At 39.6% G+C, this 12,471-nt stretch carries 13 protein-coding genes, 1 other RNA gene and 1 pseudogene; 10 read left to right on the top strand and 5 right to left on the bottom strand.

What is annotated here, in order from left to right:
• From PNIG_RS11535 to PNIG_RS11545, 3 genes are all read left to right on the top strand, one after another.
• A complete protein-coding gene (locus PNIG_RS11535; protein ID WP_011328651.1) occupies positions 1-609 on the top strand; it encodes a primosomal replication protein in 609 nt (202 codons plus the stop codon).
• Positions 610-749: 140 nt separating this feature from the next.
• Positions 750-1,025 (top strand): late competence development ComFB family protein, encoded by a 276-nt coding sequence (locus PNIG_RS11540; RefSeq protein ID WP_089368542.1) that lies wholly within the window; start codon positions 750-752, stop codon positions 1,023-1,025.
• A complete protein-coding gene (locus PNIG_RS11545) occupies positions 1,015-1,176 on the top strand; it encodes a YbaM family protein (protein ID WP_086999303.1) in 162 nt (53 codons plus the stop codon). Before PNIG_RS11540 ends, PNIG_RS11545 begins: the two co-directional genes overlap by 11 nt.
• On the opposite strand, the gene PNIG_RS11550 is transcribed toward PNIG_RS11545, so the two are convergent.
• Positions 1,165-3,357, bottom strand: a complete 2,193-nt coding sequence (locus PNIG_RS11550; protein ID WP_089368543.1) for an exonuclease domain-containing protein — start codon at positions 3,355-3,357, stop codon at positions 1,165-1,167. The two genes, PNIG_RS11545 and PNIG_RS11550, sit on opposite strands and share 12 nt — an antisense overlap.
• 126 nt (positions 3,358-3,483) lie before the next feature.
• Here PNIG_RS11550 and PNIG_RS11555 point away from each other — a divergent pair.
• The 6 genes and pseudogenes from PNIG_RS11555 to PNIG_RS11570 form a co-directional block, all read left to right on the top strand.
• Positions 3,484-3,675, top strand: a pseudogene (locus tag PNIG_RS11555) (MFS transporter); the annotation flags it as partial.
• A 229-nt stretch (positions 3,676-3,904) separates the two neighbouring features.
• Complete coding sequence (locus PNIG_RS20185; protein ID WP_244181034.1) at positions 3,905-4,156, top strand: hypothetical protein; 252 nt, start codon at positions 3,905-3,907, stop codon at positions 4,154-4,156.
• Positions 4,157-4,280: 124 nt separating this feature from the next.
• A complete protein-coding gene (locus PNIG_RS20190) occupies positions 4,281-4,577 on the top strand; it encodes a hypothetical protein (RefSeq protein ID WP_244181035.1) in 297 nt (98 codons plus the stop codon).
• A gap of 26 nt (positions 4,578-4,603) precedes the next feature.
• On the top strand, positions 4,604-5,143 hold the full coding sequence (locus PNIG_RS20195) for an OmpP1/FadL family transporter (RefSeq protein ID WP_244181036.1): 540 nt from the start codon (positions 4,604-4,606) through the stop codon (positions 5,141-5,143).
• A gap of 3 nt (positions 5,144-5,146) precedes the next feature.
• Entirely contained in the window at positions 5,147-5,560 is a 414-nt protein-coding gene (locus tag PNIG_RS11565) for a YeeE/YedE family protein (protein WP_089368544.1), read from the top strand.
• 3 nt (positions 5,561-5,563) lie between these two features.
• Entirely contained in the window at positions 5,564-5,968 is a 405-nt protein-coding gene (locus PNIG_RS11570; RefSeq protein ID WP_089368545.1) for a DUF6691 family protein, read from the top strand.
• A gap of 227 nt (positions 5,969-6,195) precedes the next feature.
• On the opposite strand, the gene PNIG_RS11575 is transcribed toward PNIG_RS11570, so the two are convergent.
• From PNIG_RS11575 to PNIG_RS11585, 3 genes are all read right to left on the bottom strand, one after another.
• Complete coding sequence (locus PNIG_RS11575; protein WP_011328660.1) at positions 6,196-7,689, bottom strand: acetyl-CoA hydrolase/transferase family protein; 1,494 nt, start codon at positions 7,687-7,689, stop codon at positions 6,196-6,198.
• A gap of 327 nt (positions 7,690-8,016) precedes the next feature.
• Positions 8,017-8,113: signal recognition particle sRNA small type (gene ffs / locus PNIG_RS11580), an RNA gene on the bottom strand.
• A 138-nt stretch (positions 8,114-8,251) separates the two neighbouring features.
• Positions 8,252-9,121, bottom strand: a complete 870-nt coding sequence (locus PNIG_RS11585) for a DUF3014 domain-containing protein (protein WP_089368546.1) — start codon at positions 9,119-9,121, stop codon at positions 8,252-8,254.
• Positions 9,122-9,293: 172 nt separating this feature from the next.
• On the opposite strand from PNIG_RS11585, the gene PNIG_RS11590 reads away from it, so the two are divergent.
• Positions 9,294-10,439, top strand: coding sequence for a patatin-like phospholipase family protein (locus tag PNIG_RS11590; RefSeq protein WP_011328667.1), 1,146 nt, complete (start codon positions 9,294-9,296; stop codon positions 10,437-10,439).
• A gap of 38 nt (positions 10,440-10,477) precedes the next feature.
• Here PNIG_RS11590 and PNIG_RS11595 read toward each other — a convergent pair whose 3' ends face one another.
• Positions 10,478-12,451 carry a monovalent cation:proton antiporter family protein gene (locus tag PNIG_RS11595; RefSeq protein WP_089368547.1) on the bottom strand — a complete coding sequence of 658 codons (1,974 nt, stop codon included), beginning with the start codon at positions 12,449-12,451 and terminating at the stop codon, positions 10,478-10,480.
• Positions 12,452-12,471 lie beyond the last annotated feature (20 nt).

A 12,471-nucleotide genomic window follows, 5' to 3' on the forward strand; every position in this document is an offset into this window, starting at 1 on the left:
ATGCACTCACCCGCTTTTGATAAACTACGCCAACAAGTTGCAACCTTAAAGCAGCAAGCCGAGCAATTTGATAAAGCCAAACTGTTTTCTAAAAACCGTTATATGCAAGCGCAACCAAGCTTATTTGACCGTGCTGTTTTTAGTACTAAAAGTATGAACCTAGCCGACTATGTAGCCGAAATAGAAGACGAAGTATCGTCTTTACCACCAAGTGAGCATCGCCATGCATACACCTACGCACTTGAACGTATAGCAACACAAGTACAAGCTGTTTTTAATGTTATTAAATCAACCCCTATTTGGATAAAAGAAAATAAAAGTCACTATAAACCGCGCCCCAAACAAGCTGTTTATAAACAAGCCGTGCAACAAGTAATACAATCATCTCATGAGCTTTATGACGAACTTAAACAAAACCACGAATTTGAACGCCGATTATTGTTAATGATTGAAGAGCGTAAAATGCAAATGGATAAAGCAACTCCAGCTAAAGCACAAAAGCTAAATTTGGAAATATTAACAACGCATGCACGCTTAGGGCGCTGTAGAAAAGCGATTTCAGCCACCGAAGAAAAAATACAGCGTGTAGAAAAACAACAACTTCGCTAAACACTTTAAGTATGTTTCACAATGCCAATCAAGCCGTTAACTAATTAACCGTTAATAAATAGCTGTAAAGCTATCCCCTCGATTTATACTGTTCCTTGGTATAAACTCAATTAAATGGATTAAAAACGAGCGAGTGGAATATGCAATTACACGAAGATATACATAACTTTTATGAAAAATTTGTTTTAGAAGAAATAATTAATCGCAAACTTAATGAACAGTATACTGATGATGTAATGGCCGATTTTTGCTGTACTGTTTTAAATCAACTGCCTGCGCGCTATATTCGCTCCGACGTAGATATGGCCTATTATTTATCACAAACAGAGCGTATGCATATGCAACAGCGGGTGCAAACAGCCATTGATGTAGCAATTAGCCAAATTGCAAAAAAGAAACCTCAGCATGAGCAATAATCTACAACAAGCACCAACCCATATAAAACTCGCAGTCGATTTAATTATGCTACTAGAGCAACACGACGTTGCTCCTGATGAAGTACTTAAAGCACTCGAAATAGTAAAAAGCGACTTCGAAAAAAAGCAGAGTAATAAGCTAGCTTTGTGATTTTTGAATTAACAGTAACAACTGCGCTGTGGCGGTTGCATCGGCAAGCGCTCGGTGATGGCTGGTTAAGTTTAAATTAAAGTGCTTTGACAAATTACCCAACGAGTACGACTTTAAGCCCGCAAAGGCTTTACGCGATTCCACCACAGTGCACAACTTGGGCATTTTAAAAGGCACCTTTGCCATTTCGCACTCTTTTTTAATAAACCCGTAGTCAAAGTTAACATTGTGCGCAACAAAAATGCTTCCCGCTAATTTAGCCATTAAAGGTTTTACTATATCTGCAAATACTGGCGCATTACTTACCATGCTATCGCTAATACCGGTTAGCGACGTGATAAACCCGGGTATATGTCGTTGTGGGTTAACTAAAGTAGTCCAGGTATCGATTACTTTGCCATGCTGTACTTTAACTAAGCCAATTTCGGTTATTTTGTTACCGCCTTTTAATGCGCCTGTCGTTTCTAAATCAACTACGCTGTAAATGCGGTTGGGATCTATAAACCATTTAACAACGGCTATATGTACCTCAAAACCACTGCTCTTTAAGTTATCTATAGTCGTTAATTGATTTCGCCTTAGCTTGTCGCCTGGGGCTTTTACTTCTTCAAAATGTACTTTGCCGTTATGGATAACCATTAAGTCGGGGTAGCCGTCTTTTAGCTGTAAATAATGCTTACTCATATTGGTTAAGTGATCGATTAACGCCTCAATTGGGCTATTTAAAATCAGCGCTTCTAGTGGTTGTAATAACTCGTTATGCCATTTAAATAAACCGTTAGGTTGATCAAAGTATTGCGCTGCATTTTTACATACTAATTTAAGTAATGCCTGAGGTGTTTGGCACTGTGCTAAGCGCTCATTTATTTGCGCTGGTTGCGCTGCATAAAAATTACCAAGCCTTAATACTTGCGGATAAATATCAAACTCATTGCATAGCGGATAAGGGGTATCAATAAATAATTCGTGCCAAAATACTAAACCAAACAAACTTTGCCACAATGTGTTTTCGGTATTAAATACCTGCATACCTTGGCCAGTGTAATAATCGTTTACGCCTTGCTCTACTTCACCTCGGTATAATTCGTCAATTTCGAGTACGCACTGAGTGTCAGCAAGCATAGTGCTTAAACGCGAACGCGTTTGCTTATTAAATTTACGCATTAAAAAGTCGTCAGCAAAATACAGTAAATCATCCGTTAGCGGATTTTCAATAATGGCTTCTAAGCGTGCTTTTACCCACTGTTTATTACCAAGCCTGTATTGCTCTCTTATTTGAATTTCGTGTGCTTCGCTATCATCAACACACCCTTCAAGTAAACTAAAAGCAAGTTCGCTATTGGTGTTTTTTAACTGTTTAAAAAGCTGTACTAATAACTTATTTTTAAGCGCAACAGCTATTGCACCATACGCAGCTTGCACTAGAACCTGCGGCGCTAAAGCAACGTAATCGTTCTCATCAGTTATATTTTTAAATGCTAATCGGTAACGGTTTAATAAATAGTTTGATTGCCCCTCGGCCTTCGTTTCAAAGCGCGATAAGCTCTCGCTATGCCCTTCACGCGTAGCGGTTAAACCTAAGTCTCGCATTACAAAACGGTTTTGATGATTCACATCACCACTGCTTAGTTTACCTGCAAATAAAAACTCAAAATACTCATAATAATCGCTGCGATTATTAATTACATACTGGCTATAAAGCGGTGCAAGCTCGTGCGGGCAGCTTTTAAAAAACTCACGGGCACTATTCACCAGCGCGCCTTTAGCGGCGCTCTTTTTATAGCTTATTTGTTCGTCGTAATTACTTAGTAACTCTAGTAAAGCAGGTTTGGTTAAGTGCGCCAAAAGCTGTGAATAATGCTGCTCGTTCGGCTCAAATAAAATACCTGCTTTTTTTAGCGTATAAATAGCCTGATGCGGCGAGATTATTTCTTCATAAGTGAGGGACTGCGCTTGTACTAAATAGGGTTTGCGCGAATACACGCGCGCCAACATACACTGGCTTTGCTCATCAAGCTGATTAATTTTATTAATAAATTCGCTGTGCTTGGGCTCAAGTAAGTGCATACATTTACTTGTTACAAACTCAATAAGCTCTCTAAAATGCGCTAAATAGTATTTTGCTGGTAATTCTTTTTTCATAACATTGCCATGGCTGTATATAAAAACAGTATCTAGCATTTATGCTTATTATTCAATCTTAAAGTTGTAACCAGTAATGCTTTGAGTTATCAGGCGTTAATTAGGATTAGATTTAGCACCATTAATAGTGCTAATAATATTATTTCTTACGCTAATTATGATGCTGCAGCCCTTGCTGTGGACGCCAGTGCGCAGTGGATTGCTAACTTTGCAATTACTATGACCTTCCCTATTATGCTTGCCAATATAGGCCTTGCCGGTGCTTACGGATTTTATGCGTTATCGGCACTTATAAGCCTGTTTTTTGTTGTTAAATACATTAAAGAAACGCGCGGTAAAACGCTCGAATCTATGTGATTTTTAAAAGCGGTGATATTAGTCGCCGCTTTGCCTTTACATACAATAGCGCCATTTAATAATGGCGATTTAAATAACCTAAAGGTTAAATAGCAATCTATGCTCATTTATTTTAACTTTATGGTCATTGTTCTATTGCCTTTTATTATAAGTAATCTATTTAAATTCCTTTTTAGAATATCAAAAGTTAGCTATTGTCCGCCAATTGCAACTTTATGTGTCTACCAAAATGAAAAAACAGTTAATATCAGGCTTAGCTTTAACGTGCGCGTTGGGCTCATTTAGTACATTTGCTACGAATGGTTATTTTACTCACGGCTACGGCATGACCCACAAAGGTATGGCTGGCGCAGGTGTAGCGCTGTCAGAAGAGCTAATGTCTGGCGCTAATAATCCAGCAACCTTTTTACCAAACGGAACACAGCTATCTCTGGGCTTAGAGCTTTTTCTCCTGGGCGAAAATACACTGCATCAAAAGTAGATACTTTTTACCCTGGCGCATTTTATCTTGCAGCAAAAACACAAAAAAGCGACAACACCGTGTTTGCAATTCCAGAATTTGCTATTGGTCATCAATTAAATGAAAAAGTAAATATTACGGCGGTATGAATACCGAGTACAGCGCAGAGTCCGCTCCTGAAGGCACCTTTTACGCTGGTATGGCAGGCGTTGATTTAAAGCAACTCTTTATTAGCCCAACCTTAAGCTATAAGTTGAATGAACAAACACGCCTTGGTGTATCCCCCATTTACGTGGTGCAACAGTTTGAAGCACAAGGGCTTGAAAACTTTGCTCCTTTTTCGCAATCACCAGAAGCGCTTACTAATAATGGCACAGATACAAGTACAGGGTTTGGTGTTCAATTAGGTAAAGCCATGCAATTAACTCATCGCTTAGTTTAGGCGCAAGTTACCGCTCAGCAGTGTCGATGGAAGAGTTTGATAGCTATAAAGGTTTGTTTGCAGAGCAAGGCGGATTTGATCTGCCAAGTTCGTTTCAACTTGGTGCAGCTTATAAGCTTACACCCAGTAATCAGGTGGTATTTGATTGGCAAAAAATCAATTACAGCGAAGTAAAAAGTATTGCAAATCCAATCAATAACTTAATGTCAGCGCCTTTAGGAGCTAACGCCGGCGCTGGATTTGGCTGGAACGATATGACTATTTATAAGCTTGGTTATCAGTGGCAGCGTACACCGCAACAAAAGATTCGCTTTGGGGTGTCTTACACCGAGCAACCTATTCCTTCGTCCCAAGTTATATTAAATATTTTAGCGCCAGGCGTTCAAGAGTGGCATTTTACAACGGGCTTTAGCCATTCTTTTACCAACAAGGTACAATTAAACGCTATGGCTTTTTATTCGCCAGCAAAAAAAGTAACAGGTGCTAACTACTTAGCGCCGAATCAGCAAGTATCAATCGAAATGAAACAAACCGGTTTAGGTGTTTCTATTGTTTGGGAAATTTAAAAAATGGTAACAGAATTCACCCCAGTGTCGGCTGCAATAGGCGGTGCATTAATAGGTATAGCGTGTACGTTATTACTGGTTTTATACGGAAAAATTGCAGGCATCTCGGGCATTGTTAAGTCTGTATTTGCTAAAGCAAATTCGGGCTCTCGTTGGCAGTTATACTTTATTTTAGGGTTGTTGTTAGCAGGTGTAGCTGTAAGAGTATTTGCGCCTTCTTTATTAGAAGGCGAATTACAGTTGTCGCCTTGGCTTATTATTGTTGCGGGGCTTTTAGTTGGCGTAGGTACAACTTTAGCTAATGGATGTACAAGTGGCCATGGCGTGTGCGGCATGTCGCGTTTTTCTACCCGCTCTTGGGTTGCAATGTGTACATTTATGCTCGTCGCCATTATTACAGCAAACCTGGTAGGATAAGTAATGAAAGCAATTATGATGGTTGTTATAGGCTTTATATTTGGCTTAGGGCTTATTATTAGCGGTATGACAAACCCCGCTAAAGTAATTAACTTTCTTACCTTTGGAAACCAATGGGATGGAAGCTTAATTATAGTGATGGCTGTTGCCATGCTAATAATGATGCTTACGTGGTTATGGGTTGCAAAAAAAGAGAAGCCACTCCTTTCAGGATCATTTAACTTAAGTGATTTGAAAAAAGTTGATGCGCGCTTAATTACTGGCTCAATACTCTTTGGTTTAGGCTGGGGTTTAAGTGGCATATGCCCAGGCCCTGGCTTGGTTCAATTAGTGTCTTTTAAAGTGGAATTTTTGTTGTTTTTTGCGGCCGTGCTAGGCGGTATGTGGCTAACTAAAAAGCTTACTTAAGTTTGATTTTAGAGGCTGTTTAAGTAATCCATTAATACTGGTGTTAATGGATTACTTAAAGGTAATTAGCCAGCACTTATTATCCGAATTTAGGCCTTTTAATACTCAAGACTAAGTGGCTAATTAATTGTGTAGAGTAGCGCTAAAAAAACGCCCCTAAAAGGAGCGTTTAATTAAACCCAAAACAGATTAACTGTATGGATTGGCGCAATTTGGGATTATATTTATTAGGCTTTTTTCATACTGCCTTGCTCTTCAAGGCGAATATGCCAGCTAAACGCTTCTTCTAATAAATGAGGTGTGTGTCCGCCTCGCTTACAAGCGCGCTCATAGTAATCTAGCATGGCGTCACGGTAATCTGGGTGCACACAGTGCTTAATAACTTGTACAGCACGTTCACGTGGCGCTAAGCCGCGTAAATCGGCTAAGCCTTGCTCGGTTACTAATATATCAACGTCATGTTCGTTATGGTCAACGTGGCTTACCATAGGTACTACACTCGAAATAGCGCCATCTTTAGCAATCGACTTAGTAACAAATATCGCTAAATGCGCATTACGTGCAAAGTCACCCGAGCCGCCAATACCATTCATCATGCGAGTACCACAAACGTGGGTTGAGTTTACGTTACCGTACATATCAAACTCAAGCGCAGTATTAATGGCAATGATCCCTAAACGGCGTACTATTTCAGGGTGATTCGACACTTCTTGCGGACGTAACACTAATTTATCTTTATATTCTGATAGGTTATTAAATACTTTTGCATTACAACGCTCTGATAAAACAATTGAACTGCCTGAAGCAAATTTAAGTTTACCGGCATCAATTAAATCAAAGGTCGAATCTTGTAATACTTCTGAGTACATTGTTAAATCTTCAAAATCAGAATCTAACAATCCCATCATTACCGCGTTAGCAATATTACCAATACCTGCTTGTAATGGCCCTAGGTTTTCTGCCATACGCTTTTGTGCTACTTCTTCTTTAAAAAAGCTCACTAAGTGGCTGGCAATAGCCGCTGTATCTACGTCAGGGTCGGTAACTGTTGAAAACGAATCGCTCTGATTAGTAAAAACAATGCCAACAATTTTAGCAGGATCAATTGGAATAGCCGTGCTACCAATACGATCATCTACTTTAGTTAAAGGAATTGGTTGGCGCACAGGGCGATACGAAGGAATATATATGTCATGCAAGCCTTCAAGTTCAGGGCTGTGCAACATATTTATTTCAATAATCACTTCTTTAGCAAAAATAGCAAAGCTTGCAGAGTTTCCTACCGAAGTAGTAGGCACAATATGGCCTTCTTCAGTAATTGCTACCGCTTCAATAACCGCCACATCAGGCATAGTTAATTGATGATTACGCAACTGCTCAACGGTTTCTGATAAATGCTGGTCAATAAACATTACTTCGCCGTTATTAATCGCTTTACGTAATGTACTATCTACTTGAAAAGGCATACGGCGGGCTAGCACACCCGCTTCTGTAAGTAGTTTATCTAAATCATTACCTAACGACGCACCGGTCATTAGGTTTATTTTCATTGGATTATTTTTAACACGCTCAACCAGTGCTCTTGGCACGGCTTTAGCTTCACCGGCACGAGTAAAGCCACTCATGCCTACTGTCATTCCATCTTTAATAAATTGGCTAGCTTGTTCTGCTGACATTACTTTTTGGTGCAGATTGCTATTGCGGATACGTTCTAACTGCATACTACTGAGCCCCTTTTTAATTTGGCGTTATTTTAAGTATTACAGCGCACTTCGCAATCTAGACTTAGGTCGCATTTACTAAATTAAGTTACGCAAACACAGAATAAAGTGCCTTGGTGGTAGCAATCTACTTTAATGTACGAACATTTATATAAATTTAATATGCTGATATAGCGTAAGTTTTAAGTGAGTATTTAAAGTATGGGATTAAAATTAGAAAAAAGTAGAATAATGAGAGAGAAATAAATTGAATAAAATGTAGTTGAAAAATTGGCTTAATTATAAGTAATTAGTTTATAGCACCCAAATGAGGAATTTGGGTGGCAGTCTTACCAGCCACATCTCGGCACACACGTCACAAACTGTGGCTGCTCCCTTCCGGGCCTGACCAGGTTCGCCTGCTAGTGTTGCGAGAGGACCAATAAGACTACCATTGAGGGCCTTGGTTGGCGCGGGAAGGATTATCTCTACTTTTGCTACGTTATTCAAGGGATAATCGAAAAAGAAAGTGCGATTGCATACTTCATATACAATCGCGGCCTTTTAAACTGTTTTATGTTTACTATTTGCTCTCTAACTGCGCTTTAATATTTCGCAGTGCCGCTTTTACTTTTTTCATGTTCTCTGGGCCCATACGTAAAAGCTGTTTTTGTGCAGCGGGTAATTGCTCCCACTCTGCAAATGCATATTGGTAGGTTACTGAATCGCGCAGTAATGGTAAGTTACCTTCTGGCTCTGGTGTATCGAGTAATAAGTCGATTGCATCTTCAAGCGTTTGAGTAAACTCATTATCGCCGTAACCAATTTCTGTATAGGCATTATTAATAAGCGGTTTATATTCTTCAAATAAACGCACGGCTTGGGCGGCGCTCATACTAGTAAATATTTTTACATACGGGGTGTAACGTTCATAACTATTAGGATCGATAGTTAAAATATCACCTTCTGTGACACTAAATTTTTCTTCTGGCTTTATTACTGGTGTATGTTTTGTAGCAACTTTGCCCTTTGCTAAATTATCAACAAACACGACACCACGGCGAATAACATCATCGGTAATCATTAGCTCCATTACCGAATCACTTAAGTATTCATCCATTTTTGCCACAACGACTGCATCACTTTCATCAAGTGGTGGTAATTGCACGGCTGCTGGCTCGGCATCACGCTGCGCTGGCATTTCATAATCTTGCGGTTTATCTGGCAATACTGATGGAACATCTAAAACAGGATCATTCTCTGGCTTTAACTCCATCATAGGCTGCTCTACTGGTGCTGGCTCAACCTCAGTAAGCACTTCTGCCTCGTTGCTTGGCTTAAGCAATACAAATGCAGCGGCGCATACGAGTACCACTAAAATAATAATGGCAAAAAGTAGATTGTTATTAGGTGGACGTTTTTGAACATCTGACGCTGATAGTTTATCTGACATACGAACTCCATTAAAATTAAAATGCAATATCACTTAGAGTATTCTAAATGAGTTTAATTCATAGCTTACAGTAAATAATATTAAAAGCAGCTAAGGTATCCTTTGATTCTTCTAGCTTAAAGACTTAAAGTAAATAAATAAAGTAAAGACGTAGAACAGTTTAGTCCCTTATATGAAAATCAAGCAAGTTGATCCTAACAAACCCAAAGTTGCCCTTCTATTAACAGGGGGTGGCGCACGCGCTGCTTATCAAGTAGGCGTACTTAAAGCATTAGCTCATAGCATGCCTAGAACAGCGCCTCTGCCATTTAGAGTAATAAATGGTACATCTGCTGGGGCTATAAACTCTGCGGCGCTAGCTTGCTATGCCTCCTGCGCGCACTTAGCAGTTAGAAAGCTCGAGTCTGTATGGAAGAACTTTTCTACTTCTATGGTGTATAAAAGTGATTTTTTAAGTGTATTTGGTCATATTACTCGTAATATTTTAACCAGTTTTCAGTCAGAACATATAAATCATCCGCCTGCGAGTTTATTAAACAATCGGCCACTGCGTAAATTATTAAACGAAATATTAGATTTACATCGCATTGAACGCAATTTACATCACAATTACTTAGAAGCGCTTTCGATTACCGCCTCTAGTTATACTACTGGTGATTCGGTGGCGTTTTATCAATCTAATACACGCCTACCATGGCAACGCGCTAAACGTGAGGGCCGCGCTACGCGTATTAATGTTGAGCATTTAATGGCTTCGAGCGCCATTCCTATGGTGTTTCCTAGTGTAAATATTTATAACCATTACTTTGGTGATGGCTCTATACATCAGTTATCGCCTCTAAGCCCATCAATACATTTAGGCGCTGAAAAAATATTCATTATTGGTGTTGAGCAGCCTAAAGAGTTACACCCTGTGGGTTACTCTGCTCATTACCCTGGGCTGTCTTCGGTTGCAGGGCATTTACTCGACAGCGTGTTTACCGACACTATGCAATCTGACTTAGAACGGCTAGAGCGAATTAACCGCACCTTAGGCTTGCTGCCAGCTCGCGATAAACACCAAGAACTTAAGCGCATAGAAACCTGCGTGATCAACCCATCACAAAACTTTAATGCTATTGCCGCGCAGTACTACGACGATATGCCATGGGCAATTAAAGTGTTGCTTAGGATCATAGGGGTTAAAAAACATTCGCAATCGAGTTTAACCAGCTATTTATTATTTGAAAAACGTTATACTCAACATTTAATACAAATTGGTTATGAGGATGGCATGAAAAAGCTGCCTGAAATACGTAAGTTTTTAGAGCTAGATTAGGGCGCTGATGCATGCTCGCCCTGCATCATCTAAGTAACTTACTCAATACCATCAAATAAATAATGCTCTACTCGCTCTACGCGCCTTGGTTTACCTTGCAGTATTAAAATATCGTTGGCTAGTAATATAGTGTGAGCTGATGGGTTCTCTATTTCATTATTTTGTCGGCGCAGTACTTTTATAGACACTTTTCGTTTTGCTAAATTAAGCGCCGCAATACTTTTATTAACCGCAAAAGCTTTATCGGGTAGCGCTATTACATGCAAGTATTCAAGGCGTTCATGCGCGTCTTCGTCTACATCAAGGTACTCACCGGTAAAAAAGCGTTGCAATAATTGATAACGGTTATGCCTTTCGGTGCTAACACGGCGAATAATACGGCTCATTGGTACCCCCGACATAGACAAAACATGCGAAACCAACATTAAGCTAGCTTCAAGGGTTTCTGGCACAACTTCGGTAACCCCCAGTTCTTTTAAACGCTCCAGCTGACTGTCGTCTTTGGTTCTTATTAGTATTTTTACCTCTGGGGCAACTTGCTTGATTGCATCTATTACTATTTGCGTTTGCTCAAACTCAGTAAAGGTAATAATGACTAAACGTGCTCGCTCTACTCCCGCACATTTTAAAATATCTTTTTGTTTAACATGGCCAAATAATATAGGCTCACCAGCCGCTTTACCTTCTTGAACTAAAATTGGATTACTTTCTATTGCTATATAATCAATGGCTTCTGGTTTTAAAAAACGTGCAACCGTTTGCCCCACCCGTGAAAAGCCACAAATAATGACATGATCACTATACAGTGTGCTGCTTTTAGGTTCACTTTCCCACGCTTGGCTTGCACGATCTAGCACGCCAATACGCTTTAAAATAAAAGGTGTTTTATCAATTAAAAAGGGCGTAAGCGCCATAGAAAGCACCCCTAAAGCAATTAAAAACGATACTTGCTGATTAGTTAGTAACTGATGCTGAGCGCCTAGCGCTATAAGTACAAAACCAAACTCCCCCATTTGCCATAGCATAAATGCACATGCTAGCGCGTCTTGTTTTCGCTCGCCCATTAGCTGAGCACTTATTGCCATTACCGCTATTTTTAATACTAATAACCCAACTAATGCGCCAATAATAAGTAAGCTATTATTAAGCACATACATTACATTGAGCTGCATGCCGACAGTGACAAAAAACAACCCCATTAAAATATCTCTAAATGGCCTAATGTCTGCTTCAAGCTGGTGCCGGTAATGGCTTTCTCCTAGCATCATGCCTGCTAAAAAAGCGCCCAGTGCCATAGATAAACCAAATGAGTAGGTGAGTAAGGCAGCAAATAAAGCTACCAGCAAAGTGGTAAGCATAAATAGCTCGTCGGTACGTACTAACGCAATTTCATTAAATACTTTAGGCAAAATCCATTTACCTATAGCCCAAAGTAGTAAACAAACAAACGCCCCCTTAGTGAGTGCTACTGCTAACGCCCAGCTAATACTTTGCGATCCGGTAGCGGCTAATAAAGGTAAAATAATCAGTAAAGGCACAACCGCAATGTCTTGCAATAAAAGCACTCCAATGGCGAGCTGCCCACGGCGTTGATTTAACTCTCCGTTTTCTTTTAATAGCTTAACAACCACAGCAGTTGAGGACAGCATCATAATAACGCCAATTGTAAAACTGGTGAGCAAACTAAAGTTTAAGCAATATAAAATCACAATAAGCACTGTACTGGTTACTACAACCTGCAATGATCCTAAGCCAAATACTATATTGCGCATTGCCATTAGGCGCGAAATAGAAAACTCGAGCCCCAAACTAAATAATAAAAATACTATACCTAGTTCAGCTACTAAATCCATTTCGTGAGTTTGCGTCATCCAGCCAACACTGTGACTACCTGCTAAAACCCCTGTTGCTAAATAAGCCAATATAGGAGGTAGCCCTACGCGCTTAAAAATCCATACAAATAAGACAGCAGCGACTAATAAAGTAAAAATTTGAGTATTAATATTTTGCAAATATTACCTCGTTACTTATA

The sequence above is a fragment of the Pseudoalteromonas nigrifaciens genome (assembly GCF_002221505.1).
Classification (GTDB): Bacteria; Pseudomonadota; Gammaproteobacteria; order Enterobacterales; family Alteromonadaceae; genus Pseudoalteromonas; species Pseudoalteromonas nigrifaciens.